Source organism: Rhodopseudomonas julia (assembly GCF_030813515.1).
Taxonomy (GTDB): Bacteria; Pseudomonadota; Alphaproteobacteria; order Rhizobiales; family Afifellaceae; genus Afifella; species Afifella julia.
In genome coordinates, this window is the sequence record NZ_JAUSUK010000001.1 from 84,205 (window position 1) to 110,612 (window position 26,408).

Below are 26,408 nucleotides of genomic sequence, written 5' to 3' on the forward strand. Positions count from 1 at the left end.
ACCCTTTTTCGGCCATGGAAATCATTTCCGCCGCCCCTCCAGCTCCTCTTCCCGCCGCCTCAGATACGGCCGAGATCCAGCCCCTCCGGCAAAGGGATCGCCGAGAGGATCGCGATCTCGTCCTCGCGCAGGTGTTTGGAGCCGTAGCGGTCGCCGACGCTCGTCGGGGCGGGGCCGGTTTGCCGGTCGATGGTGCGCGGATCGACATGGGCGATGCGCATGACGTCCTTCGAGGTGTGGCGTGATGAGTGGAAGACGAGCTCGCGCGGGCGGTGGATGCCCGCCTTCTTCAGGCGATAGACGCGCTTGGAGGCGGTGCTCGGCGGGTCGGCGACGCCGCTGTGCAGCGCCGGAAAGAGCCACTGCCCCTCCTTCTTCTTGCGGGGGCATAGTCGAGAAAGCCGACCTCCGCGAACACCGAGTGCAGCGCGAAGATGCGGATGCTCGTCTCCGTCTTGATCGCCCGCCGCTTCGCCCTGCCATCCGGCAGGAGCAGATCCTTCGTCAGGTCGGCAACCCAGAGTCCCTTCTTCAGCTCGTAGATGTCCGTGCCCTGCTCCTCCCCCGGAGGTGACCGCGGAAATGATTTCCGCTTCGCGCCCATGTCGGTCGTCGAATCACATAAGGCCTACCTCCGAAACCGGACATTGAGCGGCACGGTACGGAGGCCACCCGCACCGGTGCTCGTCATCTCCGGCACGGCGATGCGCGCTTCGTCAGACAGGCGGCGACGCGACCGCCACAAGCGTCGGCCGCTGGAGGCCGGCGTCTTGCTAAGTGTTCGCGTGTGTCAATTTCTCTTTCCAATATAACGCCGACGACTTTTATTCGATAGATTTCAACGACGGAACGAAGTCAATCTCGGCAGATTCTGGCATGAGGAAGCCAGAAGGAAGACCGGTAAGCTGCTCGATCATCGGCGGGTTGAACGACAGTGCCGCCCGAATCTCATCCTTCTCCATGCGTCCACTCTCGATGACCAGTTCGACCACCCGCCGAAGCAGGATCGGTTGCTCGATCGGCAGTCCGCTGGGCCCATCCAACGGCTCCTGCCTGCGCCACTTCTTTGCGGAAATCTGCTTGTAGAGATTGGTCACCTGCTGTTCGTCGAAGACGCCGAGGCTCTTGCAACGGTAGATCATTGCCGCGATGGACACCTTCCACCTCGTCTTTAGATCGACAAACGCGGTCAGGCGCGGTGTGAAGACCTCGTTGGGAAACGACTTCCGCGGCAGCAGAAATGCGCCAGCGAAATAGTCTGCCTCGCGCTCGATCTCTTTCAGGCGATCCTTGTCTTCGATCTCGACGGCGTCGACCCAGCGATGAAGAACCAAGTGGCCAAGCTCATGCGCCGCGTCGAAGCGGGCGCGGGCGCCGCTATCCTTATCTGACGCTAGAAAGATGAACGGACGAGCCCCGCTCCAGAACGAAAACGCCTCAACCTTCTCGCCAGGCATCTCGACCCGGCAGACGAGAACGCCCTTTGATTCGAGCAGGCGCACGACGTTCGAGATCGGGCCCAGTCCCAGCCCGAACAATTGACGGACCTGCTCGGCAATCTCCTCGATCTCGTCCTCGTCGTAACCGGGGGAACCACGATTGCTCGGCTCGAACGCCGGCAAGTCGACGGCAGGATAATTGGCGATGGAATCGAAGGCATAGGCGGTCTGAGACAGCCAGCGCGCCATCACTTCGCAAGCCATGTTGCGCCGCTTGGTGTCAGCGCCGACCTTTCGAAAGAAGTTGGTGCTGTGCATACCGAAGGTCGGCGGCTCTTCCTTCACGAAGAATGCCATCGGCTGCTCAAGCGCGTCGGCGATCGCATTCATCGTCGCCGGCTCCGGCACCCGCTCCCCAGACTCGTAGAACGAGATCGACTGCCGGCTGACGCCGGCGATCGATGCAAGCTCGGTCTGCGTCAAGCGACGCGCTAGACGCGCTTCGAGCAGCCGTCCCGGGACGAGGCGGCTGCTTCGCTCTTGACGTGCGTCCGCTCCAGGAAAGCGGACGACGTTGTCGCTAGTCACCATGGTCTTTGCGCCATTTTTCAATGTCCTGTTTCAGAAGCTCTGTCGATTCGAAGTCGGTGTCAGTGTCTTCGACAGGCGGCCCGGAAGTCGGAACCTCATGCGCCATGTGAAGCAGATTGTCCGTCCTGAACCTGTAATCACGATGGTGCATCGGATGTGGCACCGTCAGATGAGCAAAGTTGAGTTGCTGATGCCCGTGAACCAGCAGGAGATGGGGGAACCCCTTGATCTCCTGCTCGTCCGCGAATTCAGGCAACGGAAAGAATGGCTCGTTGTTCATCCGACCGTTCTCACGAAACCTGACACTGCGGGGCTGCTTCTTCGGGTCGGCGACCTGACTGATGGTCACTACCGAGTGTGAGGGACGGATCTCCAGGTACCGTCCCGTCGGATGATTGAACGTCTTCCATTGATAGTCGAAGGGAAGACGGCCGCTGTCGATCAGCCGCACGAATGCGAGGTCGACAGCCCATGCGACGATTCTCCCTCGGTTGTCGACCGCACTTGGAACTTGGAACACAGGCTCATCGGCGACGATCTTTTCGACCGTCTGGTAAGCCGTCTTCAATGTGGTTGGGATCAGGTGCCAGTAACGCTTTTGGAACTGGTCCTCAGGAAGGCCTTCGGGTCTACTATGCTCATATAACCACCCTCTCGGTTTGGTTGTGGTCCGCCGCAGGCAACCAAATCCGAATAATCGGCCGTTTTGTCAACTGGTATAGCCGAACCTTGGGAATGTATCAACAGCAAAGGGTCTTCCTCGACCGCATGCCGCTCCTCTCGCCCTCGTGCTCGTCTTCCTCTCCGATCGACTTCGCGGTGTTGGTCTAGCCGGAACTCAGCGACCGTTGCCGATCGTAGTTTCATTTTCGCGAAGGCAGGCATAATTCTTCGCTCTGTTTGCCGACGTCCTCGGCACACAGTTCGAAGCAGGCCTTTGGAATTCATCTGAGCAGCAAGAGTACCAAACCGGAACCTTCAATGCTGCTTGCGCGACGCCCGGCCACTTTCTCTAGACTTCGAGCAGAAAGCGGTTGGGAAGAGCCTCATGCAGGAAGGGTGTCAAGCGACAGCAGGAAGTGACCCCTTCGCGCCAGGAAGAACTGACCCCCTGGCATTCAGGTCGTGGCTTCGTTTGTCGTCTCTTGCGCAGGGGCCTTCTGAAGGAGGCCGCTGCGCCGCTTGGCCCGCAGCCGGTAGCTGTCGCCGCGGATGGTGATCACGTGGCTGTGGTGGAGCAGCCGGTCCAGGATGGCAGTCGCCACCACCGCATCGCCGAAGACGGTGCCCCATTCGCTGATGTTGCGGTTGGAGGTGATCAGCATGGCTCCCCTCTCGTAGCGTCGGCTGACCAATTGGAAGAACAGATGCGCTGCGTCGGGCTCCAGGGGCAGATAGCCGAGCTCGTCGACGATCAGGAGCTTCGGCTTCGCCAGCCCCAGGAGCCGATCATCGAGCCGCTTCTCCGCATGTGCCTTGGCAAGAGAGGCGACCAGGGTCGTCGCCGTGACGAACTGGACGGAGTAACCCGCCAGGATCGCCTCGCGGCCGAGTGCGATCGCAAGATGCGTCTTGCCAACGCCCGGCGGCCCGAGCAGCATCAGGTTCTCGCCGTTGGCAATCCATCGCCCGGCGGCCAGATCGCGGATCTGTCTCGGATCGACCGAGGGCTGCGCCTCGTAGTCGAAGCTGGCGAGGTCCTTCACGACCGGGAAGTGCGCGAGCTTCAGCGCCATCTCGATCCGGCGATGGTCCTTGCGTTCGATCTCCCGCTGACAGAGCAGCGCCAGCGTCTCGCGGGCCGACAGGTTCGCCCGTCCGGCCTCGTCGAGCAGGTTGTCGAGCTGATCGCGCACGCCGGTGAGCTTGAGCCGCGTCAGCATGGCGTCCAGCGGATCGAGGATGGGAGCAGCCTTGTTGGCACGCGCCATCAGAAGCCTCCTCCGGCGACCGCCTCGTATTCGGCGAGAGGCCGCAGCAGGGCGGACATGGCGGGCGCTGCGTCTTCGCAAGCATCGGCCACGATCCGCACGACCCGTCCGCGGGAGCCCGCAACACCTGCCAGATGCGCCGGATCGACGATCCGCTCACGTCGGCCACGAGCTTCCGCATGCGCCGCGACCTCGCGCGCCCCATGGCGGATGCGAACCTGACCGGCGGCGACCATCACCTCGACCGTCTCGCCGATCAGCCGCCAGGGGACCGAGTAGGCGTTGCCGTCGACCTCCACGGCGCAATCGTTGCGCACACGGCGCTGAAGCGCCCGGCAGGCGCGGAACGGCGGGCGATCGCCAAGCGGCTTCAGCGCAGCCCTCTCGTCGCGCTCGTAACGAAGCTGCGGCGCTTCGCCCGTCGTGCCGTGCATCCGCGCATTGGCGATCTTGCGTTCCCAGACGGCCAGATGCGCCTCGAATGCCTCCCAGCTCTCAAAGCCGCGGCCAGCCACCGCGTTCTTCTTCACATAGCCCACGCCCGATTCCGTCTTGCCCTTGGTGCGGGCGCGATACGGTGCACAGGCCTTCGGCCGGAAGCCCCAGTGACGGGCAAACGCCAGGAACCGGGCGTTGAAGACGACCATGCGCGTCGCCGCATCGTGGTCGACGACCAGCGCGCGGGCATTGTCCAGGAGCACTTCCTCCGGCACACCGCCGAACATCAGGAAGGCGCTCTCCAGCCCCTCAAACCAGCTCTCCTGCCTGGCGTGGCGGAACGCCCGCACATGGATCACCCGCGAGTAGCCGAGCGTGGCGACGAACAGAAACGCCTTCAAAGGGCGCCCGCCGATCTCCACGAACCGCTCCCCGAAGTCGATCTGCAGCTGCCTGCCCGACGCCGTCTCAAAGCGAACCGTCGCACGCGCTTCTGCCGCAAGCTCCTGCCGGTAAGGCTCAAGTGCCCGCTGCACCGTCCTCAGGCTCGCCACGATGCCGCGTTCTGAAGCCAGCTCCTGGCGCACCACATCGGCGTTGCCACGATGGCGCCGCAACCGCTCGCGCAGAAAGGCCTCCTGGCCATCGAGCAGCCTCGCCCGCACCGGCTTCTTGAAGGGCCGCCAGCCTCCGGCTGCCAGATAGCGCTTCACCGTGCCCCGGTTGACGCCCAGTTCCTTCGCGATCCGCTTCGAGCCCCAGCCCAGATCCTTGAGCTTCAGCATCGCCGCTACCGCCTCCGGCTCGACCATCACCTCCCTCCGCGGCTCCTTGAACCGCAGAGGCTGACCGCACAAACGCGCCTCTGAAACCTCTTGCCTCATTCAAAACCCCCTTTCTCGCCGATGGCGCCAGGGGGGTCCATTCTCAATGGCGCCAGGGGGTCAGTTTTCCATGTCGCCGGACAGGTAGGGCAGCTTTCATCAGACTGCCCCGAAGCTGCCAGTCTCCTTTCGGCCCATCGATACCGATAGGCGAATGGCTCGGCCGGGGTGGAAATGGGACTGGCGACTTTGAGAGGAAGATCATCAAAACCGGACCTTCGCCAGCCCCTTGCAATCGAAGAATCCGCCCATCGCTCCTGAGAGCCTTGCCAAAATCATCGGTCACGGTGAAGCATAGTTCATGAGCGATATCATACGAATCTCCGATCGACCTGTCCGCTTTCACCGCGCTACTTGTGATCCCGATTTCTCTGAGCGGCGCGTTATCGCGTCGTCACCTTGGGAGTTCGTTTCGCTATGGCTTCGCAAAAACGGTAATGCGCACGCCAAGGTTTACTGGGAGCAGGCGCGTCACTTCTTCGAGTCGGCGCGAGAGCTTCCTGTCCAGTCTGCACCTCTGCCCCTCTACTACTCGTTTTTGAACGCAGTGAAGGCGCTACTCGAAACGAAAGAAGCCGCATACAACCCCTACCATGGCGTCGCCGGGTTTGACATGAGGGCTGGCGGTCGCGTTTTACTTGATAATGAAGGTATCAAGATCAGAGGAGCCGGGCTACTTCCATCACTGATCTCCTATTTCCAGGAAACGGAAACTGACACTCGCTACTCGCTGTCTGAAGTGCTTTCCAACCTCGCGTTCATCCATAGAGCCTTTACAATAAGCTATCGTAGGAGGGAGCTTTTCCTTAGCATTCATGAGCCGAGATACGTCAAGGCCGAGGCTGGACGAGCGCGTTTTCAGGCGACGCTGCCCGACGAGCATACGCACGGACAGACCATCAATACGATCCCTGCGGCATTTGCTGTGAGGCAGCTCGACGACGAGGAAGACGATGACGGATGGGGCGATCATGTAATCGAGAGCGTCGAAACGTTTGCTTGGTCAGGCGCTAGGCGTCCGACCGCTGCGGACCTTATAGCTCTGACCGATTTTCATCGGAACTTGCGTCGCGATGTTAACTATATCTCCGGCACGCAGCCCTTCTGGTATATCAAGCGTAACCTTGCCGCCTACCGACGGATCGAACGAAATAATCTCGTCCTGATTTTGATGGCGATGCATCGCATGAGCGAGATCTCTCGCTACAAACCCACTGAATTGAACAACTTGCTCAAGGGGCCTCGGAACTGGATCGTCTATGAATTTGTTCGAGGCGCACAAAATCAGTTCATTGATGAGATTGCAGCCGAAATCACGGGCTACGAAATCTCTCCTGCTGGTGTGCGCCAATCTACGTTCTAACCTGTTATGGTGAAGAAAGTTTGTTAGGGCTTCATCTTATTAGCTAACGGCGCAGAACGTATGGCTGCTTCCGATCGTCGAAGACTTGCTTTCGTATGTCGGAGTTGGGTCGTGACCGGAACGGCAGCTTTCCGCCTGCAACGTCTGGAAGCTGACGGTCGGTTATCGGCCCTTCACAGTCCTTAAGGCAAGCTCGCGGTGTCCATTCTGACCCCCCCGGAAATCATTTCCGCCGCGCCTCCAGCTCCTCTTTCCTCCGCCTCAGATACGGCCCCAGATCAAGCCCCTCCGGCAGCGGGATGGCCGAAAGAACCGCGATCTCGTCCTCGCGCAGGTGCTTGGAGCCGTAGCGGTCGCCGACGCTCGTCGGCGCGTGGCCGGTCTGCCTGTCGATCGTACGCGGGTCGACATGGGCGATGCGCATCAGGTCCTTCGAGGTATGGCGCGAGGAATGGAACACGAGTTCGCGCGGGCGGTGGATGCCCGCCTTCTTCAGGCGGTAGTTGACGCGCTTGGAGGCTGTGCTCGGCGGGTCGGCGACGCCGCTGTGCAGCGCGGGGAAAAGCCACTGCCCCTCCTTCTTCCTGCGGGCATAGTCGAGAAAGCCGACCTCCTCGAACACCGCGTGCAGCGCAAAGATGCGGATGCTCGTCTCCGTCTTGATCGCCCGCCGCTTCTCCCTGCCATCCGGCAGGAGCAGCTTCTTCGTGAGGTCGGCAACCCAGAGCCCCTTCTTCAGTTCGTAAATGTCCTTGCCCTGCAGATAGATGAGCTCCGCAAGCCTGGCTCCCGTCAGCGTGCCGAGAAGCGGCAGCCAGCGATCGTCGGGGCGGCCCTCCGCTGCGGCGAGAGCGAACCAGCGATTGAGTTCCTCCACCGAGAACGCCTCCCGCTTCACCGAGACGGTCGCCTCCGCAGGCACGAAGATCCGGCCGCGCTCGAAGGGGTTGCGGCAATCGTGCCTGACGCAGAGCTCGCCGAAGGCGGTCCGGACGATGCCCACATAGTTGTCCTTGATCGTCTTGCGGCCGAAGCAGGGAAGCGGGTGGCGCCCCTCCTCCAGGAGCTGGCGATGCTTCTCGGCTGCCTCTTTCAGGCTCAGATCCTTGAAGAGGTCCTTCTTCATCCAGTTCGTCGGCAGGTTCGCCAGCATGTCGGCAAAGCCCTGGAGGTCGGAGAAGGCGTAGTCGTCGAGCGGCTTGTCGCCCGCATAGGCGATGAAGTCGGCGAGACGATTGCGGATGGAGCGCGCGAACTTGTCGTCGATGCCGCGCCTGCGCTTGGCGGCGACGTAGTCCTCGATGCATTCGCTCAAGGAAGGCGCCTTGCCGCCGCTCTTTGCGACCTTGGCCTCCTTCAGCAAGGCGGCGAGTTGCTCCAGCAGCCCGCCAGCGTCCGCGCCACCGGCTTCGCCTTCCTCGGCAAGTTCCGCGACCTTTTCCGTGGCGCTGCGCAGCACATGCGCGTCGCTGGCGCGCTCCTCTCTGTAGCGCTCCTCGATCGCACGAAGCTGCTCGGCGTGGAACCGCCGCTCCTCCGCCGCCAGGTCCATCCATTGCCTGCGGTCTTCCGCGTGCGATTTCCGAACCTCTTCAAGGGTCGCCTTCAGCATCCCGATCAGTTCGTCGCGCGTTTCGTCGTCCTCGCTCATTTCGCCGCCCCTCGCCTTCAAGGCGAGAAATGCGGATTCCGCCCTTCCAGCGAGTAAACGCGCCTGGCTTTGGGCCTCGCGTGTTGTCGCAGTGCCGATCGGAATGCGGATGGGCGTGGGGCCGAGAACCGGCTCCAGATCACGCGGCACGCGAATCTGGAACCTCCAGACGGCGCCGCGGCGGGCGAGATGCATCGTTCGCTCCTGGGTACATTGGTGGGTACCAAAAACCCGAATCCGCGAAATTCTGCATTTTTATCAATGGCTTAGGGATGGCGGAGAGGAAGGGATTCGAACCCTCGAGACGGGATAAACCGTCTACTCCCTTAGCAGGGGAGCGCCTTCGACCACTCGGCCACCTCTCCACCTCCCGAAATGGCCGGTTTCGCGGCCCGCGTCAACCGGGTCTCTTGAGGGAAAAGCTCTTGGTTCTGTCTGCACCCGCATGATCGGACCCGCGCCGTCGTTGAGGAAGCCCGACCGACAGCGCGAGAATGCCCGTTCCAGCCGTGCTCGCGATCGGGCACGGCATTCTTTCAACGCCACGAAATCGATAGCGACGTTGCGAAGCAGCCTCCGCCAAGAAGGTTCGGTCTATCGCCGCGTGCGCTGACCGAAGAGCACCGCCTGCGCGTCCTTGTCGGTGGACAGATCCATTTGCTTGTCGAGCCCGACCACGAAGGCCTGCTCGAAGGCTGGACGCGCGAGCAGCATCTGCCGCCAACGCGCGACATTGGGGAAATTCGCCAGATCGACGCCCTGCTTTTCCGGAGACCGCGCCCAGGGCAGGATCGCCATATCGGCGATCGTGAGCTCTTCGCAGGCCACGAAGCTGCGATCCTCCAGCTGGCGGTCGAGGACGCCGTAAAGCCGGTCGGTCTCATCCTCGTAGCGCTTGATCGCGTAAGGGACCTTCTCCGGCGCGTAATTGCGAAAATGATGGTTCTGCCCAAGCATTGGACCGAAGCCCGCCATCTGCCACATCAGCCAGCTTTCCACCTCGACGCGCTTTGCTTCGTCCGTTGGATAGAAGCGGCCGAATTTGCGGCCGAGATACATGAGAATCGCGCCCGATTCGAACATCGAAATCGGCTCGCCGTCCGGCCCGTCGCGGTCGATCAGCGCCGGCATGCGGTTGTTGGGCGAAATCTTTAAAAAGTCCGGCTGAAACTGCTCGCCCTTGCCGATATCGACAAAGTTGACGCCGTAGGGGACGCCGACTTCCTCCAGAAACAGGGTCACCTTAAAGCCGTTCGGCGTCGGCCAGAAATAGAGCTGAAGCGCGGGCTCTGCCATGAAACACTCCTTTGCATTCGTGCCCATAGCTAGTCGCGACCAGACCCGTGGCAAGCGCGATCGCGATGGTCGCAAAGACCACCTGGCCGCCACCTTAAGGCTGCGGCACTAAGGCTGCCGCGCCATCGCAGCGACGAAGAACCCATCGGTTGCCGTTGAGGCTGGGGTGAGAACGAGGCCTGCGGGCGTCGCCCAGCGCGGCTTGTCCGCCGCCGTCACCTTGTCCCAGGCGGGGGCAAGGTCGAGCGCCTGAAACTCCGGCTGCGCTTCGGTGAAGGCCGCAACACGCTCGCCGTTTTCAGCGGGGAACAGAGAACAGGTGACGTAGACGAGAAGCCCGCCGGGCCGCACGAAGCGGGAGGCTGCGTGAAGGATCTTCTCCTGCTCGTCGGCGCGCAGCTGAAGGGCGTCTTCTCTTATGCGCCATTTCGCATCCGGCCTGCGCCGCCATGTGCCGGAGCCGGAACAGGGCGCATCAACGAGGACGACGTCCATGCGCCCGTCAAGATCATCGAGCGCGCCCTCGCCCGGCTGACGCACCTGCACATTGCGCGCTCCCGCGCGTTTCAGCCGCTCAAAGATCGGCGCCAGGCGGTGGCGGTCGGCATCATGGGCATAGATCTGGCCGCGATTGGCGAGCGCCGCCGACAGAGCGAGGGTCTTACCGCCGCCGCCGGCACAGAAATCGAGGATCTGCCCGCCGCTGTCGTCGACACCTGAGGCTGCGAGAAGGGCCGCGAGCTGGCTCGCCTCGTCCTGGATCTCGATGCGGCCGCGCTGATAGGCTTCGTCGGCCTGAACGTTCGGATGGCGGCGTGCGCCCTCGCGCGGCGGCACACGCAGGCCGACGGGTGAGAGGCGCGTCTTCTCCACGTCGAAGCGCGCAAGCTGCGCTTCCACCTTGTCGCGCTCCGCCTTCAGCACGTTGACCCTGAGATCGAGCGGCGGTCGCCCGCCAAGCGCCATCGCCTCCTCGACCCAGGCGGTCCCGAAGACCCTTTCCAGCTCTTTTGCGGCAAAGTCCGGCACATCGGCGCGGACGGCCTCCGGCATGTTCTCCTCAGACGCCGCTTGAAGTCTCTCAAGCTCCGATTCCGTCAGCTTCTCAGGCGCATGTCGGTCTTCGCTAAAAAGTTGATTCAAACTTTCGACCGGCTCGGCCCAATGGAACACCACTGCCCCAAGCGCCAAAGCCCGCGGCGTCTCCTCCCCCATCCTCCAGGCGATGGAAGAACGCCGGCGAAGCGCGTCATAGACGAGATCGCCGATCGCCGCGCGGTCGCCGGAGCCCGCAAATCGATGCGACAGCCCCCAATCCTTGAGCGCCTCCGCCACCGGCCGGTGGCGCTCCTCCACATCCGTCAAGACCGCAATGGCCGCATCGATCCGCCCGGGAAGGCGCATGGCTTCTGCCTCTTTGAAAAAAGCGGCCGGGCGACAAGAACCGCCCGGCTCGATATCCGTCCTACGCTCTGCAGCGCTTCGGTAGCGCCCCTAAAGCCGCCTAGGAGCGACCCGGATAGTTCGGGCTTTCGCGCGTCAGCTGCACATCGTGCACATGGCTTTCCTGCAGGCCAGCGCCGGAAATCCGCAGGAACTGCGCCTTGTTGCGGAATTCCTCGAGATTCTGCGCCCCGACATAGCCCATGGCGGCCCGAAGACCGCCGGCGAGCTGGTGGAGAACGCCACCGACCGGACCCTTATAAGGCACCTGACCTTCGACGCCTTCCGGCACGAGCTTCAAGCTATCGCGCACCTCCGCCTGGAAATAGCGGTCAGCGGATCCCCGGGCCATGGCGCCGACGGAGCCCATGCCCCGATAGGCTTTGTAGGAGCGGCCCTGGTAGAGATAAACCTCGCCTGGGCTCTCGTCCGTGCCGGCGAGAAGCGAGCCGACCATGGCGACCGAAGCGCCGGCGGCAAGCGCCTTGGCAAGATCGCCGGAGAATTTGATGCCGCCGTCGGCGATCACGGGAATGTCGGCTTTCGAGGCTTCCTCCACCGTCTCCAGAATGGCGGTGAGCTGTGGCACGCCAACGCCGGCGACGACCCGCGTCGTGCAGATCGAGCCCGGACCGATGCCAACTTTGATGCAATCGGCGCCGGCATCGATGAGCGCCTTGGCGCCTTCGGCCGTCGCCACATTGCCGGCAACGATCTGCGTTTCGTTGGAGAGTTTCTTGATCTTCGTCACGCTTTCCAGAACGCGCGAGGAATGGCCGTGGGCGGTGTCGACCACGATGACGTCGCAGCCGGCATCGATCAGCCGCTCGGAGCGCTCAAGCCCGGCATCGCCGACATTGGTGGCGGCGGCGGCCCGCAGACGGCCCTGCGCATCCTTGGCTGAATCGGGATGCAGACGCGCCTTCTCGATGTCCTTGACCGTGATGAGGCCGATGCAATTGTGCCTCTCGTCGACGACGAGCAGCTTTTCGATGCGGTGCTGGTGAAGGAGCCGCTTGGCTTCTTCCTGGCTGACATTGTCCCGCACCGTGACGAGATCTTCCCGCGTCATCAGTTCGTAGACACGCTGGTTCGGATCGGAGGCAAAGCGCACATCACGGTGTGTGAGGATGCCGACGAGCCGGCCCGTCACCGTGCCGCCGCTGCCGGCATTTTGCACGACCGGAATGCCGGAAATGTCGTTCGCCTTCATCAGGGCCTGGGCGTCGGCAAGCGTCGCGTCGGGGCCGATGACGACCGGGTTCACAACCATTCCCGATTCGAATTTCTTGACCTGCCGCACCTGCTCGGCCTGGATCTCGGGATCGAGATTGCGATGGATGACGCCGAGCCCGCCCGCCTGCGCCATGGCGATGGCGAGCTTCGCTTCCGTCACCGTATCCATGGCGGAGGAGATAATCGGCAGTTTCAGGGAGATCGTGCGCGTGAGCCGGGTGGAAAGATCGGTCTCGCCGGGCAGCACGTGGCTGTGGGCGGGACGCAGAAGCACGTCGTCGAAGGTAAGAGCTTCGCGACCGGTCGAGACATCAATGATTTGTGGCATGCCACCTCCGAGAGGGATCGCAAGGGTGCGATTGGGCGTAAGTGAGGTTGGCGCGGGTCATTAACACGCAGGTGACGGCTTGCAAATGGCCTGGGGACCGCTTTCCCCTTTTGCACGGCTGCCCTGCAGAGAGAAAGGGCCGATAGGGCGAACAGGCAGCCGACCCAAATGCGTGGTTCCGATTGCAACCGTTGCGCGGGAGAGGAGAGCGATCCGCAAAGGCGCACCGCTCTTCGCACTCTCACTCAGGGCTTTACGAAGGCGGCGTTGATTTCGAGCTGCACGTCGTCCGACACGGCAGGCGCATATGCGCCGAGGCCGAAGTCGCTTCTCTTGATCGTGGTTGAGCCATAAAATCCGAAATTCAGGCTATCAGTCATCGGGTTGGTGCCCGCGCCCACGAGCACTGCGTCGATCGTCACCGGCTTGGTCTGATCCTTGATCGTCAGATCGCCGACAATCGTGGCCTTATTCCCCTCAGCCACCGTGACGGATGTCGAAACGAAGCGAGCTGCGGGATATTGCGCGGCGTTGAAGAACTCGGCCGACTGAAGGTGCTCACCGAACTCCGGCAAGGTCACGCGCACCGCATCGATCGGAAACGTCACCTCCACCTTCGCGCCCGAGGGATTCTTGGGGTCGATGGTGATCGATCCTTCCGAAGCGCCGAACAGACCTTCCAGCATCGAGAAGCCGAGATGGTTTACCGTCCAGGTGACCTGGGTATGGTCTGGATCGACCTGATACGTGCCGGCCTCGATACGGGCGGGTTCCGCCTGCCCTGGCTGCTCTGTGGCGGTCGGAACCGGTTGAGCGAGGGCGGTGCCAGCGGCGAGAGCGATCGCAGCAGCAAGGATGACGCGCATGGAATGCCTTCTTCAAAGTTGAAAGGGGGGAGGCCTCGGGCCGGCTTTGAATATGGCACGCCCGGCGCCTGCCCGAAAGCTCTGCGGCCACCGTCGCGTCGGTCCATTGGGCCCGTCACGACCCAGCGCGGGCTTCCGATCGCTACCCTTCGTCGGCCCGGCCACGGAAGCCGGTCGCAAGAAGATAGGTCTCTGGACTGTCAGAGCGGCTCGCCGGCGGCTTCACGTGGAGAACCTTGGCGTAGCTTTTCTTGAGCTCGGCAAGGAGCGTATGCTCGGTGCCACCGCGGAAGACCTTCGCCAAGAACGCACCGCCCGGCGCCAGAATCTCATCGGCGAAGGCGGCAGCCGTCTCGACGAGCGCCACGATGCGCAAATGATCGGTCGGCTTGTGGCCTGTCGTCGGCGCGGCCATGTCGGATAAGACGAGATTGGCCTTATGCCCGCCGAGCGCCGCCTTGAGCGCCTCGGGCGCATCCTCGTCGAGGAAGTCCTTCTGCAGGAAGGCCACACCCGCGAGCGCGTCCATCTCCAGATAATCGATTGCCACGACGCGCGGCGCCTCGTCCGACGATTGCACCCGCGTTGCCGCGACCTGCGACCAGCCGCCCGGTGCCGCGCCGAGATCGACGACCCTAAGCCCAGGCTTCAAGAGCCCGTACTTCTCGTCGATTTCCAGAAGCTTGTAGGCGGCACGCGAACGCATGCCTTCCGCTTTCGAGCGGGTGACATAGGGATCGTTGATCTGGCGCTCCAGCCAGCGGCGCGAAGAGGCCTTGCGTTTCTTGTGGCTTGTCAGCCGCGCCATTCCGGCCTCTCCCTATCGTCTTCGAAAAGCCCGAGACTGCGAGCGTCAAGCAAGTGTCGGACGAACCGCCTGAGCGGGCAGCGTATATCCAACTGCGCCGACGATTTCATTCATCGCCTCCGGAGGTCTCCGGCCGGCCGCGCCTTTTTCCCTTCGACTCGCAAGCCCTCGTCTCGCCGCCCCTCGCCTCGCCGCGGCGGTGCTGATCGTGGCGAGGCTGATCCGGGCGCGGTTTCAGATGCCCGTCGGCGCGCATCAATTGGATGAGAATCCCTTCGCGCAGGCCGCGATCGGCAACGCGCAGGCGCTCGCACGACCATTCGGAGCGGATCGCCTCGAAGATGGCGCAACCGGCCAACACCAGATCCGCACGTTCCCGGCCGATGCAGGGATTGGCGATGCGGGCGGCGTAATCCATGGCACGCAGGCGCGTCATCATCGCTTCGATGTCTGCGGCTTCCATCCACAGACCGTCGACGGAGCGCCGGTCATAGCGCGGCAGATCGAGATAGACGCCGGCAAGCGTCGTCACCGTTCCGGACGTGCCGAGGAGGTGGAAGCGGCGCTCGCGCAAAGCACTTTGCAGGGCAGACCGGGCGCGGAAGCGGAAAAACTCCTTGCGCACGTCCTCCACCATCGCCTGGAAGACAGAGGGCGTCACATCAACGCCCCCATAGCGCTCGGCGAGCGTCACCACGCCCACAGGCAGAGATGCCCAGGCGCGCACGAGACCGCGGCGGCGCCCGCGTCGCCGGTCGAGCCAGACGATTTCCGAGGAACCGCCACCGATATCGAAAAGAACGGCCCCCTCTGTCGTGGGGTCCAAGAGCGGGGCACAGCCCGCGGCGGCGAGATGCGCCTCCGTGCGCCGGTCGATCATCTCCAAACGGAGACCGACCTCGCTCTGCACCCTTTCCAGAAAATCACGTCCATTCGTCGCCTGACGGCAGGCTTCGGTCGCGATGAGGCGCGTTCTTGCGATCGGCCGCGTCTCGAGCTTCTGCCGGCAGACTTTCAGTGCTTCCACGGCGCGCGATTGCGCCTCCTCGGAAAGGCAGCCGTTCTGACCAACACCTTCCCCGAGCCGGACGATGCGCGAAAACGAATCGACGACACGAAAATGCTCGCCCCGCGGCTCGGCAATCAAAAGCCGGCAATTGTTCGTCCCGAGATCGAGCGCGGCGTAGTACGGCCCGCGCTCAAAACTGCCATGGCGCCCGCGCCATCTCATGCCCGATCGACGGGAGCCGCTCTTATGTTCGGCACCTTCGCGCTCCATCCGCCGATGGGAGGGCTGCGCAGCGCCTGCAGCGTCAACCGCCGCCTCGCGCAAGGATGATGCGCGCGCCAGCGGCTCCGTCGGACCGGGCAGGAATGCGGGTCGCACCGCATCCGTGCCCTTGGTCATGTGCTCTCCTCGCGCGGTCTACTGGTTGAGACCGCGCCTTCGTTGGCCGAAGAGTAACAGTGTCGCCGGCAAAGGGAAACGGGCAAGGCCGCACAGCGTGCGGGTCGACGAAGATCTTTGACCGTGGAACGTCTCTTCGCGGGCGCTTTTTTCGCATCTGCTGCACCTTCCGAAGGAGTTCGCCCCAAGAAAGGCTGCGGGCAGCGGCCTGCGTGCCAGGCTCTGCAAAACCTTGTGCGTGTCGTGAAGCCTGTGCATGGCTTGTCGCGCCAGCAGAAAATCGCTGCAATGGCCTTGCAAAGCGCGAACGTGGAATCTAGGTAGACGCGGTTCGGCCCGTTGGGGAATAGTTTAACGGTAGAACAGCGGACTCTGACTCCGTCGGTCCTGGTTCGAATCCAGGTTCCCCAGCCAATCACCCATAAGTGATTGATATTCTTTTGTGCTTCTGAGCCGCAAGGCCGATTCACACGGACCTGTCTCACAGAGATGTCTGACCGCTCCCGTCCTCGACCGGAGGACTTTTGAGCGTGACAACGATTCAGCACGTGCATCGCCGTGGCGCCGTATATTGGTGGCGCCGCCGTTGACCCTTTCTCGCTATCCATGGTTGCAGGGCGGCGATCGAGGCGAGCCTGCGCACGAGATGCCCACTGGCGGCACGTCGAATCGCGCCAGCCGTGACGATGGCCAGAGAGTGGCTGAGGACGAGTGCAGGAACCCGCATGCTGACGAGGGACGCGGCCCGGCGCTTTCTGGCATCCGCAGCAAAGGGGCACAGCGAGAAGCTCGACGCCGTCGCGGCGCCGAACTCGCGGCGGGCGGTCGGCGGAAGGCAAAAGGACCGATCGGCGATGGCGTGGACAACTCCCATTCTCGCCGTGCGCGGACAGCAGGCCCGGCCGGAAAAGGGCTTGCACCAGCAAGAGGGCGACTTTCGTGTTCCCCGCAGACGCGGGGATGAACCGAGGATCGCCCTCCCCTCATCAGCGATGCTTGGGTGTTCCCCCGAACACGCGGGGGATGAACCCTTCATCGATCTGCGGCGGCGACGCCGTTTGCATGAGATAGAATGGCGGCGTGCGTAAAGCGTTTGCGCAGCCGCGACGAGAGATCATCGACGAAGGAGTAGATCACCGGAATGACGATCAGGCTAAGGGCGGTCGAGACGAAAAGCCCGCCAATGACGACAAGCCCCATCGGCCTCCGAAAGCTTGGATCACCGCCCGACAGCCCCAGCACGACGGGGCACATGCCGCCGATCATCGCGATCGTCGTCATCACCACGGGACGCGCTCTCTTGTGACAGGCGTCGAGCAGGGCTTCGCCCCTCTGCCAGCCCTTCTGCTGGGCGGCCGCCGCGTATTCGACGATGAGGATCGAGTTCTTGGTGACGATCCCGATCAGCATCAAAAGGCCGATGGCCGTCGCCATCGAGAAGCTGGTGTCGGTCAGAACCAACGGCAAGAGCGCGCCGCCGAGCGACAGCGGAATGGCCATCAGGATCGTGAACGGCTGCAGAAAATCGTGGAAGAGCAGCGCGAGCACGCAATAGATGCAGACTAGGCCGATCACCAGCGCGACAACAAAACCGGCGAACATGGAATCCATGCGCTCGACCTCGCCTTCATCGACCATTCTGACGCTCGCCGGCAGGGTTTTGATGGCGGGAAGCGCCTGAACCTCCTCCATCACGGCGCCGATGCTCCTGCCGTTCAGCTCGACGCTGACCGTGACGTTTCGCTCGCGGTCGATGCGTGAGATGCTCGTCGGACCCGTGCCGAGCTTGACGTCGGCGACGGACCCGAGCGTCACGCTTCCGCCGTTGCCGTCGACGCGCAACTGGCGAATGTCCTCGAGATTGCTGTCCGGGTCGATGTCGAGTTTCAGCCGGATCGGCAGCTGGCGTTCCGGCAGGTTGAGCTTGGGCTGAGAGAACGCGTAGTCGCCACAGGTGGCGATGCGCACGACGTCGGCGATGGCCTCGGGCGTCACGCCGACGGCGCTGGCATGGGCGCTGTCGGGAACGATCTGCACCTCCGGCGCCTCAAGGGCGGCGGTCGAGGTGACTGCGCCAAGTCCAGGCAGACCGCGCATCTGGTCCTCGAGAGCCTTTGCTGCCTGGAGCAGCGTCGCGTCGTCATTGCTGGCGAGAACGACGCCGAGGGTGCTGCCGTCGCCGCCGGCCCCAACCTCAACCCGCGCGCCCGGCACACGGTCCAACGCGGCGCGGATGTCGTTCTCGATCTGCGTCTGAGACCGATCGCGCTCGTCGAGCGGCGTCAGATCGACGGTCAGCAGGGCTCCGGTCACGTCCGCGGTGATGGCAAGATTGGGGCCGCCGCTGTTGCTGCCGGAGGCGCCCACTACGGCAAAGACAGACCGAACCTGTCCGACCTTGGCGATGGCGGCCGCCGCCTGTCGCACGACCGCGTCCGTTTCTTCCAGGCTGCTGCCCGGCTGGACGTTGAGGGTGACCGTCGTCTGGGCGATGTCGGCAGGCGGAACGAAGGCGATCTCCAGGAGCGGAACCAGAGACAGGGACGCGGCGATGAAGAGGATGACCGCCAGAAGCGCCAGCTTGCGCCAGGCAAGGCACGAGCACGCGAGACGCATGTAGGCCCGCATCAACCAGCCGTCGGCATGGCTGTTCGTGGCGCCCTGGGATTTCAGGAGGGAAGCGGCCATCATCGGCGTGAGAAGCCGCGCCACCAGGAGCGAGGCGAGGACCGCCGCCGCCGCCGTGACGCCGAACTGCCGGAAGACGAGGCCAGGGATGTCGCCCATGAACGCCGTCGGCAGGAAGACGGCGACCAGGGTCAGGGTCGTGGCGATGACGGCGATGCCGATCTCCTGCGTCGCCTCGATGGTCGCCGCGCGCGGCGTGCCGCCATAGGAGATATGACGTTCGATGTTCTCGACCTCGACGATGGCGTCGTCCACCAGGATGCCGACCACCAGCGACAGGGCGAGCAGCGAGATCACGTTCAGCGTGAAGCCGAACCAGTCCATGACAATGAAGGTTGGGATCATGGCCAGCGGCAGTGCGGCGGCCGAAACCAAGGTGGCGCGCCAGTTCCTCAGGAACAGCCACACGATGACAATGGCGATCACGATTCCCTCGGCGAGCATGTGCATCGAGGCCTCGTAGTCGTCGCGCGTCGCCTTGACCGTGTTGGACGCCTCGACGATCGAAACTTGGCGATGGGCGGCCGCGAAGTCGGCGCTCACCGAGCGGATCCCATTGGCGACGGCGACATCCGAATAGCCGTTGGAGCGCTTGATCTGGACCCCGATGACGCGCTCGCCATTGAGATAGGCGAGCGAGGTTCGGTCGGCATGCGCGTCCGAGATCGTCGCGATCTGGTCGAGCCGGACCGAGGTTCCGTTGGCGGCGGGCACGGAGACCGAGGACAGACGGTCGACCGTGTCGGCCGCGCCGAGAACCCGGATCGACTGGCGCGACGACATGGTCTGGACACGGCCGCCGGACTGGTCGAGCTGGACCGAGCGCAGAAGGCCCGCGACGTCCGTCACCGACAGCCCGAGAGCGGCGAGTTTGCCGGGATCGACCGCGACGACGATCTCGCGATCGATCCCGCCGACGCGCGCGACGTCGCCGACCCCCTCAACCGACCGCAGCGCCTTCGTCATGTCGTTGTCGACGAACCAGGAGAGTTCCGCCTCGTTCAGGCTGGCGGAGGTCACGGCATAGGTGATCAGCACCGAATCCTGGACTGACAGTTTGGTGACGCTCGGCGCCCCCATTTCGGACGGCAGATCCGCACGCACGCTGTCGACGGCATTGCGGACCTCGTTGAGGGCTTCTTCCGGATCCTTGGCGATCTCAAACTCGGCCATCACCGAGACGGAGCCATCGTTCACCGTCGTCGTGATGTGATTGAGCCGGCTCAGAGAAGCGACGCTGTCCTCGATCTTGCGCGCCACCTCCGTTTCGAGCTGCGCGGGCGCGGCGCCTTCGAGATCGGCGGAGATCTGGATGAGGGGCAGGTCGAGATCGGGGAAGGACTGAACGCCCAGCTTCGAGAAGGAGAACAGTCCGCCGATCAGGAGCAGGACGAAGAGAAGGACGACGGGAACGGGATTGCGGACAGCCCAGGCGGAGACGTTCATTTCCGCGTCTCGTTCTCGGCAACCACCATGACGGGAGCACCGTCGAACAGGAAGCCGCCGCCGTTCTCGACCAGTCGCGCGTGCTCATCGAGCCCCGAAACCACTTCGACGCGGCCATCGCGGCGGCGGCCGATCGTCACCTGGCGTCGTTCGACGGTGTTCCCGGTGAGGCGATAGACGTAGCTGGCTCCGCCCTCCATGGTCACCGCCGTCGACGGAACGGTCGTCACCGTCTGGCTGTCGATGTCGATCGCACCGCTGGCAAACGAGCCGGGGGTGAGATCGCAGCCCATCGGCAAGTCGACGTAGATCATCACGCGTCCCGTGGCGCGGTCTGCCGTCGGAGCCATGGTTCTCACCGACCCCGTACACAGTGCGTGTCTCTGATCGAAGATCCGCGCCTGCTGACCCTTCACGATGTGCGTCAGATCCTTTGCCGTGACCTCGGCCTGCCATTCGATCCGGTTCTGGCGAAGGACGCGGAAGAGCTCGGCACCCGCCGTCGGCACGGCGCCGAGCGTGGCGGATTTTTGCGAGACGACGCCATCGTCGATCGCGCGAATAGTCGTCTGCCGGAGCTTGAGCCGTGTACCGTCCAGGATCGCCTGTTCGGCCTCCAGATTGGCCTTGGCCACCTTTTCGCCGCTCAGCGCATCCTCGATATCCTTCTGCGACATTGTTCCCTTGGCGTTTTGCGAGAGTCGCCGTGCGCGATCGGCGTCGGTCGTCGCCTTTTCGAGGTTCGCCTCGGCGCTTGCGACGACGGCAACCTGGCGGCGCAGGTCGGCTTCCACGGCGTCGTGCGACAGACGTGCGAGGACTTGTCCCTTCTTCACCACATCGCCTACGTCGACGAGAATTTGCTCGATCCGGAGCTCGCCGACTTCGGTGGAGATCGACGCCTCATCCCAGGCGGCGACCCAGCCGCTGGCGGCGATGGTGGAGGTCCAGCGCTCCTGCCGAGGCTCGATCGCCTGGACGGCCAGGACCGGCTTCGAAACCGCCGGACCGTCCTCGGCGGCGACGTTGGGGGGAGCGAACGGCACTCCCGCCAGGCAGAGCGTCGCAAGGAACAGAGATCGTCTTTGGCTCATCGGAGCCTCCTTCCGCGGATCATCCGCAGGATTAGCGCTGCTCGGCAGGGGCCGCTGTCGGCATCAGCCGGACGAGGCTGAGGCAGACGAAGACGACGGCTGCGACGAGGGCGAGATTGACGAGCATCGCGCGACCCTGACCGGCGAGGGAGGCCACGCGGCGCGACCTGGTTGGAACCCTCTAAGGACCTTTCACGTCCCCACTCGACAATTCTGATACGGTGTTTATTTGCAATACGCTGTATCGCACGGATTCGGCGTAGTCAATGTCGTCACGATGCGCGACAAGGAGATCTCATGAGCAACCAGAAAGAATCACGCGTCCCGAACCCGTTTCTGGTGTGGGAGAGGCCGGAACCCGAGAAGCGGCCGGCGCCCGTGCCGCTGAGCCGGGATCGTATTGTGCGGGCGGCTCTCGCACTGGCGGATGCGGAAGGCCTCGCCGCCGTCTCCCTGCGCAAGATTGCAGCCCTGCTCGGTTCCAGTCCGATGCGGCTCTACGGGTATATCGACACCAAGGAGGAGCTGCTCGATCTGCTGGTGGATGCCGTGTACGGAGAGATGATCGCGGAAGGCCCGCTCGAGGGGGGCTGGCAGGATGCCCTGCGGACGATGGCGCATCGCACGCGCGAAGCAGTCCACCGGCATGCCTGGCTGACCGAGCTTCTGAGCGGGCGCCCGCACCAGGGCCCGAACGCCATGGTCTATAACGAGGCATCACTCGCCGCACTGAGTAGCCAGCGCGGCTTCGAGGACATCGCCGTGACGCTTCAAACTCTGAAGACCGTCAACGCCTACGTGGTGGGAGCCCTCCAGGACGAGGCCAGTGAACGCCATGCCATCCAGGCGAGCGGCATGACCAAGGAAGAATGGCAGCTTGCCACCTATCCCTATCTTGAGCGTATGCTGGCCACCGGGCGCTTTCCGAACATTGCCCGGATCGTGAAGGAGGTCGAGCACCCCTCCCCCGCGGAGGAGTTCGAGCGCGGGCTCCAGATCATTCTCGATGGCGTCGCCGCGCGGATGAACTCCTGAGGCACGCGGGATCATTCTGGCCTTGCGTGACCTGGCTCCCGGGTTTCTGCGCTATGTTGGGGATGGTCGCGATCGACGAAATATCCGCCACGACGTGACGAGCGCGCCAAAGCCACCAATCCGTTTTCGGCCATTCTGTGCCTAGGATAGGAGAACGTCGCCTCATCCGCACCGGAGATTGTTTGCCTCCGAGAGGCAGAGCGTGAGGAGAAAACGGCATCTTCCAAGCCCCCGGCGTGGGATCTGGGGCGTGTCGGCTACTTGTCCTTGAGCCGCGACTTCAGTCCAGAAAGAATTGTCGCGGCGAGCGCATCGTAGTCGCCGTCGAAATGGTGTCCGCCCGTCGTCTCGATGATTTCGATGTGTGAATCCGCAAGTGCCGGGCAGACGGTGGCGCGGCTGTCATCGGCGCCATAGACACATTGAAGCTTTGCGGGGTCGATCCGCTCGATCTGAGGCAAAGTCGGATGCGAGGAGGCGGAGGCCACGCCGAGCCATCCCGAGACCGTGATTTCGAACTCTGCGGACGGGGCAACGGCGAGAAGCGATATCTGGGCGACCTTGGCCTGGTGCGGCGCATCAAGCGCGTTGTAGACCTCCGGCATCATATCGGCGCCGAAAGAATAGCCGACGAGCGCGACGTGGCCGACCGCCCATTTCGCGGTGTAGGCATCGATCAACCCTGCAAGGTCATGCGCGACCTCTTCGGGCGTCTTCTCCGACCAGAAATAGCGCAAGGAATCGACCCCGATCGTGGGAAGGCCCTTCGCCTGGAAGATGCCCGCAATCGTCCTGTCGAGATCCCGCCAGCCACCATCGCCGGAATAGACGATCGCCATGGCATCGACGGCGGGTGTGGCGGCAAGCTCCACGATCGGCATGTCGGCCGCGCCCTCCTGCTCCCGGGAGGTGAGCTTGAGGAGCGCATCCAGTTTCCCTTCAAATCCCGCCTCAGCCCCCTCTCCATCGGTCACAGAAACGGCGAAATGCTCGGAGACGAGGTCCGCTATATGGGCTTTGGATGCCTGCGTTGCCGTGGGGGAAAAGTAGACATCGACCGGATCGGGCAAAGGGCCCGGAGACAGGCCATAGATGGTCTCGCCCGCCAGGTTCTGGCGCGGCGCCCCGGAGCAGAGCGGCTTCCTTAACGAGATGCCGGGCGTCGGATCGAGAGCGAGCGTGTGGCCTACCGTCGCCTCCGGCGTTTGGGCCGCAATGGCGATCGCCAGGCCACCACCCGCGCCCTCGCCGGCGATGATCGGCGCGTGATAATCCGATGTACCTGCCTGTCTCTGAAGCTTGTGGCTCAAGGCCTCGATATCAGAAACGAGATAGGCGCAATCGCCGTCCTCTGCATCGAGAGCCGCGAGATAGCGAGGCAGGTCCACGCCAACGACGATGGCGCGATGCTCAGCCAGAGACCGGGCAGAGGCATCGTCCTCGTCGCTCCAGCCGTCCCGATCGGAAATAAGAAAGACAATCCCGCTCACGGGCGCACCGCCATTGAGGATGCGGGCGATCGCCGGCTGACCGGAATCGAGGATGGCAGCCGACGCGTCAAAACTCGCCGACCCGCAGAGCACGGCCAGAACCGCGCAAAACAGATGCTTCATTTGGAAACCACCCCACGCAAACCGCCGCCGATGAGGACCGTGACGTCGGTCAGTGCAATCAAAGGATTGATGCCGCCGGATACGGCCATGTACCTCGGCTCCCAATGTGGATCGAACTTGTCCTTGAAGCCGTGCAGCCCCTTGAAATGGTAGAACCGCTCGCCGTGCTCGAAGACCGCACGTCCGACCCGGTTCCAGAGCGTCGCAGCGCTTCCCGAGCGAAACCCGGAGAGCGGCGCCATGCCGAGATCGAACCATTCATATCCCTCCTCTTTGAAGAGAAGGATGAGCTTCAAGAACAGGAAATCCATCGTCCCGTTGGGAGCATCCGGTGCGACGCGCATGAGATCGATCGACGCCTCGTACCGCACCTGCGTGGTCAGGAGCGTCGCAAAGGCGATGATCCGCCCCTGGTGCCTGAGGCATGCCACGGGCTGCGCGGCGACATAGGCTTCATCGAAGGCCCCGAGCGAAAACGCCTTTTCCCGGACGTTGTGATACGCCAGCCAGACGTCTGAAACCGCTTTGAGTTCGTTCAGGATTTCCGGAACGCGGTCGGCGGGATAGACCTCGAACTCAAAGCCTGCCCGTTCTCCCTTGCGCAACGCGTTGCGGAAGTTCGAGCGCCGGCCGCCTTGCAGCTCGAAATCGGCAAGTTTCACCTTTGCACTCTCGCCGAGCTTGAACGCGGCGAGACCCGCATCCGCGTAAAGGCTCAAATCGCGTGGCCCGACTTCGTAGAACACGGCGCGGCCGCCATGCTGCCGCGCGGTCTCGACGAATTTCCACACGAGGCCGGGCCAGGACGCTCTCGCCCCGACGGGGTCGAAAAGCGCGACCCATGAACGTCCCTGGCGCGCGAACATGATGAAAGCGGCCCCGTCTTCGGAGAACATCAGGCTCTTGTCTCCCATTCGCACGAGATTCGCATCCGGGCGTTCCTGTTGCGCGGCGATCGCAACGGCATGCTCAAGCTGTTCGGCGGTCGCCTTTTCGCGAATGCCGGGCCATGGCCTGACGAGAGACCAGACGGCGATCGTCGCGATCGCGAACGCAATGCCGACGAGCGCGCGGAGGCTGCGCGGAGCATCGGCCGTCACTTCGAACTGCCACCAAAGCTCGTGCGTGTAGGCGACCTCCTTATAGGCGAACATCATCACCGCGAAGCAGGAGACGAGGATCGTCGCCACGGCCACCAGCCAGCGAAGGCTGAAGGTTTCATGCATCAGCGAGGACGGACGCGAGAATTCCGCTCGTGTCGCAAGGAGCGCGATGAGGAGCAGAGAAAGGATGACGGTTTCGCCGACGGCGAGAGCCTTCAAGGGCGCGAATGCCAAAGCGAGAAGAGTTGCGACAACCGTCACCCACCAGGCGCCGTCGAGACGGAAAAGCAGTCCCCGGGCGGTGATCAGCAAGAGCGTGCCGAGGATGCTCGAGAGGAAGTGCGCGCCTTCGATGATGGGGAGCGGAACGAAGGCATTCAGAAGGCCGAGACGCTGCGGGGCGGCAGGCGTGAGGCCGGACAGGACGAGCATGCCTCCCGACAGAAGGCTGAGGGCAGCGAGAACGGGCGGGATGAGTTGGGCAGCGCCCGCCAAAGCCGTGCCCGCGACGGCCCGTCTTGCCTCCAGAGCGATGATCGTCAAAGTCGCAGCCGCGAGAGGCAGTGCGTAATAGATCAGACGGTAGAGAACCAGAGCGGCGAGCACACGGTCGACCGGCAAGGTAGCCGAGAGGGCCGCGATCATCACCGTCTCGAACACGCCGAGACCAGCCGGTACGTGGCTGAGCACGCCGAGCGCGACAGCGATGGCATAGACCGGGACGAAGCCCACAAAGCCGATCGAATCTTGCGGAAGCAGCACCCACAAGACGGCGGCGGATGCGGTGATATCGAGGAGCGTGATGGCGAGCTGGCGCAGGATCAAGCCGGCGCGAGGCAGCACGATGTGGACGGAGCGCAGCCGCAAGGTCCGCGCTTGCCGCAAGGAAGCGATCACGGGGGAGAATGCAAGAAGCAGCACCACGCCTCCGGCGGCACGGAGGAGCGGAACGGGCATCCGGAGAGCCTCGGCAACGGGGCCACCCGCAAAGATCAGGCCAAGACCGGCCGTTGCCACGAGCCCGAGCCCGAAGCCCGCGGTGATGAAGGCCACGACGCGCGCGATTTCCTCCGGTTTCAGGCCAAGCGGGGTGTAAAACCGGTAACGCACCGCGCCGCCGGAGAGTGGCCCGAAACCCGCCGTGTTTCCGACGGCGTAGGCGCAGAAGGACGCGAGCGCGACGCGCGGATAAGGCAGGCGTCTGCCGGCATATTCGAGCCCGGAGACATCATAGAAGCTCAACGCCAGAAAACTCAGCGCCGTCAGCGCGCCCGCCGCGCCGAGCCGCCACCAGGACACCTCGGAGAGAGCCTCGACGACTGCCGAATAGGTGACATCCTGGGCGAGACGGCTGACGGCGAGAGCCATGAAGGCGAGCAGCACCACGGCCACGCCGGGCGCCAGAAAGCGACGCCAGCGCCGGCGCGGTTGTCTCTGGCCGTCCAAGCTCTGTCGGTCCGAGCCAGCCGCCTCGTCCGGCGCCGCAACCCGGGAAGATCCCGCAGCCTCCATCCCAATCAGCCTCCGACCCCACAGGACGTGCCAGCGGGCCATTGCCCGCGATCCAAGATGTGGCTTGCGCCTGTATCTCTCATTCGCCTCTGCCCCGTCCACTGGAACCGGAGCGACGGCCTCATATTCGAAAAATCGATCTTCGTCGTCGATCCGCGAGGCCCGGCAGCTCCGGCTTCGACCGCTTCAAAGGACTTGGCCAACCATCTGCGCGCCGCTGAAACGAGACGAGAGG

19 protein-coding genes and 2 tRNA genes are annotated in these 26,408 nt (G+C 63.5%); 3 read left to right on the top strand and 18 right to left on the bottom strand.

The annotated features are described in order from the left end of the window. Positions 1-59: 59 nt before the first annotated feature. The 5 genes from J2R99_RS00370 to istA form a co-directional block, all read right to left on the bottom strand. On the bottom strand, positions 60-221 hold the full coding sequence (locus tag J2R99_RS00370; RefSeq protein WP_307152540.1) for a hypothetical protein: 162 nt from the start codon (positions 219-221) through the stop codon (positions 60-62). 603 nt (positions 222-824) lie between these two features. Then, complete coding sequence (locus tag J2R99_RS00375) at positions 825-2,030, bottom strand: helix-turn-helix domain-containing protein (RefSeq protein ID WP_307152541.1); 1,206 nt, start codon at positions 2,028-2,030, stop codon at positions 825-827. Then, positions 2,020-2,598, bottom strand: coding sequence for a hypothetical protein (locus J2R99_RS00380; protein ID WP_307152542.1), 579 nt, complete (start codon positions 2,596-2,598; stop codon positions 2,020-2,022). Before J2R99_RS00380 ends, J2R99_RS00375 begins: the two co-directional genes overlap by 11 nt. Before the next feature lie 550 nt (positions 2,599-3,148). Further along, positions 3,149-3,961, bottom strand: a complete 813-nt coding sequence (gene istB / locus J2R99_RS00385) for an IS21-like element helper ATPase IstB (RefSeq protein ID WP_307152543.1) — start codon at positions 3,959-3,961, stop codon at positions 3,149-3,151. Further along, complete coding sequence (istA, locus tag J2R99_RS00390; protein WP_307154099.1) at positions 3,961-5,211, bottom strand: IS21 family transposase; 1,251 nt, start codon at positions 5,209-5,211, stop codon at positions 3,961-3,963. Before istA ends, istB begins: the two co-directional genes overlap by 1 nt. A gap of 373 nt (positions 5,212-5,584) precedes the next feature. Between istA and J2R99_RS00395 the strand changes: the two genes are divergently transcribed. Beyond that, positions 5,585-6,646: a YaaC family protein gene (locus J2R99_RS00395; protein ID WP_307152544.1), complete on the top strand. Its 1,062-nt coding sequence runs from the start codon at positions 5,585-5,587 to the stop codon at positions 6,644-6,646. A gap of 223 nt (positions 6,647-6,869) precedes the next feature. Here J2R99_RS00395 and J2R99_RS00400 read toward each other — a convergent pair whose 3' ends face one another. The 8 genes from J2R99_RS00400 to J2R99_RS00435 form a co-directional block, all read right to left on the bottom strand. Further along, positions 6,870-8,492, bottom strand: coding sequence for a DUF6538 domain-containing protein (locus tag J2R99_RS00400; protein WP_307152545.1), 1,623 nt, complete (start codon positions 8,490-8,492; stop codon positions 6,870-6,872). A gap of 78 nt (positions 8,493-8,570) precedes the next feature. Beyond that, positions 8,571-8,662, bottom strand: a tRNA-Ser gene (locus J2R99_RS00405). 229 nt (positions 8,663-8,891) lie between these two features. Then, a complete protein-coding gene (locus J2R99_RS00410) occupies positions 8,892-9,593 on the bottom strand; it encodes a glutathione binding-like protein (protein ID WP_307152546.1) in 702 nt (233 codons plus the stop codon). A 108-nt stretch (positions 9,594-9,701) separates the two neighbouring features. Further along, complete coding sequence (locus J2R99_RS00415) at positions 9,702-10,997, bottom strand: RsmB/NOP family class I SAM-dependent RNA methyltransferase (protein ID WP_307152547.1); 1,296 nt, start codon at positions 10,995-10,997, stop codon at positions 9,702-9,704. Between the two features lie 100 nt (positions 10,998-11,097). Then, positions 11,098-12,600, bottom strand: a complete 1,503-nt coding sequence (gene guaB / locus J2R99_RS00420) for an IMP dehydrogenase (protein WP_307152548.1) — start codon at positions 12,598-12,600, stop codon at positions 11,098-11,100. Between the two features lie 245 nt (positions 12,601-12,845). Further along, entirely contained in the window at positions 12,846-13,466 is a 621-nt protein-coding gene (locus tag J2R99_RS00425) for a YceI family protein (protein WP_307152549.1), read from the bottom strand. A gap of 142 nt (positions 13,467-13,608) precedes the next feature. Then, a complete protein-coding gene (locus J2R99_RS00430) occupies positions 13,609-14,274 on the bottom strand; it encodes an RlmE family RNA methyltransferase (RefSeq protein ID WP_307152550.1) in 666 nt (221 codons plus the stop codon). Between the two features lie 106 nt (positions 14,275-14,380). Further along, positions 14,381-15,682: a Ppx/GppA phosphatase family protein gene (locus tag J2R99_RS00435; protein WP_307152551.1), complete on the bottom strand. Its 1,302-nt coding sequence runs from the start codon at positions 15,680-15,682 to the stop codon at positions 14,381-14,383. Positions 15,683-16,022: 340 nt separating this feature from the next. On the opposite strand from J2R99_RS00435, the gene J2R99_RS00440 reads away from it, so the two are divergent. Continuing rightward, positions 16,023-16,096 (top strand) — tRNA-Gln (locus J2R99_RS00440). Between the two features lie 618 nt (positions 16,097-16,714). On the opposite strand, the gene J2R99_RS00445 is transcribed toward J2R99_RS00440, so the two are convergent. From J2R99_RS00445 to J2R99_RS00455, 3 genes are read right to left on the bottom strand one after another with little or no spacing between them, the layout of a single operon-like run. Further along, on the bottom strand, positions 16,715-19,816 hold the full coding sequence (locus J2R99_RS00445) for an efflux RND transporter permease subunit (protein WP_307152552.1): 3,102 nt from the start codon (positions 19,814-19,816) through the stop codon (positions 16,715-16,717). Beyond that, on the bottom strand, positions 19,813-20,910 hold the full coding sequence (locus J2R99_RS00450) for an efflux RND transporter periplasmic adaptor subunit (protein ID WP_307152553.1): 1,098 nt from the start codon (positions 20,908-20,910) through the stop codon (positions 19,813-19,815). Before J2R99_RS00450 ends, J2R99_RS00445 begins: the two co-directional genes overlap by 4 nt. Positions 20,911-20,941: 31 nt before the next feature. Then, positions 20,942-21,067, bottom strand: coding sequence for a hypothetical protein (locus tag J2R99_RS00455; protein WP_281275251.1), 126 nt, complete (start codon positions 21,065-21,067; stop codon positions 20,942-20,944). Between the two features lie 140 nt (positions 21,068-21,207). On the opposite strand from J2R99_RS00455, the gene J2R99_RS00460 reads away from it, so the two are divergent. Beyond that, entirely contained in the window at positions 21,208-21,945 is a 738-nt protein-coding gene (locus J2R99_RS00460) for a TetR/AcrR family transcriptional regulator (protein WP_307152554.1), read from the top strand. Positions 21,946-22,202: 257 nt separating this feature from the next. Here J2R99_RS00460 and J2R99_RS00465 read toward each other — a convergent pair whose 3' ends face one another. Both J2R99_RS00465 and mprF read right to left on the bottom strand, forming a co-directional pair. Beyond that, positions 22,203-23,558 (bottom strand): virulence factor family protein, encoded by a 1,356-nt coding sequence (locus J2R99_RS00465; protein ID WP_307152555.1) that lies wholly within the window; start codon positions 23,556-23,558, stop codon positions 22,203-22,205. Then, the gene (mprF, locus tag J2R99_RS00470) at positions 23,555-26,173 is read right to left on the bottom strand and encodes a bifunctional lysylphosphatidylglycerol flippase/synthetase MprF (RefSeq protein ID WP_370872308.1); all 2,619 of its coding nucleotides are present in this window, start codon (positions 26,171-26,173) and stop codon (positions 23,555-23,557) included. The genes J2R99_RS00465 and mprF overlap by 4 nt, the downstream gene beginning before the upstream one ends. Between the last annotated feature and the right edge of the window lie 235 nt (positions 26,174-26,408).

What these genes read in the sequence shown, in the direction of transcription:
- J2R99_RS00430 (WP_307152550.1), bottom strand. Translation starts at nt 14,274, where the DNA reads ATGGCGCGGCTGACAAGCCACAAGAAACGCAAGGCCTCTTCGCGCCGC.
- J2R99_RS00450 (WP_307152553.1), bottom strand. Translation starts at nt 20,910, where the DNA reads ATGAGCCAAAGACGATCTCTGTTCCTTGCGACGCTCTGCCTGGCGGGA.
- istA (WP_307154099.1), bottom strand. Translation starts at nt 5,211, where the DNA reads ATGGTCGAGCCGGAGGCGGTAGCGGCGATGCTGAAGCTCAAGGATCTG.
- J2R99_RS00375 (WP_307152541.1), bottom strand. Translation starts at nt 2,030, where the DNA reads ATGGTGACTAGCGACAACGTCGTCCGCTTTCCTGGAGCGGACGCACGT.
- J2R99_RS00445 (WP_307152552.1), bottom strand. Translation starts at nt 19,816, where the DNA reads ATGAACGTCTCCGCCTGGGCTGTCCGCAATCCCGTTCCCGTCGTCCTT.
- istB (WP_307152543.1), bottom strand. Translation starts at nt 3,961, where the DNA reads ATGGCGCGTGCCAACAAGGCTGCTCCCATCCTCGATCCGCTGGACGCC.
- J2R99_RS00400 (WP_307152545.1), bottom strand. Translation starts at nt 8,492, where the DNA reads ATGCATCTCGCCCGCCGCGGCGCCGTCTGGAGGTTCCAGATTCGCGTG.
- J2R99_RS00395 (WP_307152544.1), top strand. Translation starts at nt 5,585, where the DNA reads ATGAGCGATATCATACGAATCTCCGATCGACCTGTCCGCTTTCACCGC.
- J2R99_RS00370 (WP_307152540.1), bottom strand. Translation starts at nt 221, where the DNA reads ATGCGCATCGCCCATGTCGATCCGCGCACCATCGACCGGCAAACCGGC.
- J2R99_RS00460 (WP_307152554.1), top strand. Translation starts at nt 21,208, where the DNA reads ATGAGCAACCAGAAAGAATCACGCGTCCCGAACCCGTTTCTGGTGTGG.
- J2R99_RS00425 (WP_307152549.1), bottom strand. Translation starts at nt 13,466, where the DNA reads ATGCGCGTCATCCTTGCTGCTGCGATCGCTCTCGCCGCTGGCACCGCC.
- J2R99_RS00435 (WP_307152551.1), bottom strand. Translation starts at nt 15,682, where the DNA reads ATGACCAAGGGCACGGATGCGGTGCGACCCGCATTCCTGCCCGGTCCG.
- J2R99_RS00415 (WP_307152547.1), bottom strand. Translation starts at nt 10,997, where the DNA reads ATGCGCCTTCCCGGGCGGATCGATGCGGCCATTGCGGTCTTGACGGAT.
- J2R99_RS00410 (WP_307152546.1), bottom strand. Translation starts at nt 9,593, where the DNA reads ATGGCAGAGCCCGCGCTTCAGCTCTATTTCTGGCCGACGCCGAACGGC.
- J2R99_RS00465 (WP_307152555.1), bottom strand. Translation starts at nt 23,558, where the DNA reads ATGAAGCATCTGTTTTGCGCGGTTCTGGCCGTGCTCTGCGGGTCGGCG.
- mprF (WP_370872308.1), bottom strand. Translation starts at nt 26,173, where the DNA reads ATGGAGGCTGCGGGATCTTCCCGGGTTGCGGCGCCGGACGAGGCGGCT.
- guaB (WP_307152548.1), bottom strand. Translation starts at nt 12,600, where the DNA reads ATGCCACAAATCATTGATGTCTCGACCGGTCGCGAAGCTCTTACCTTC.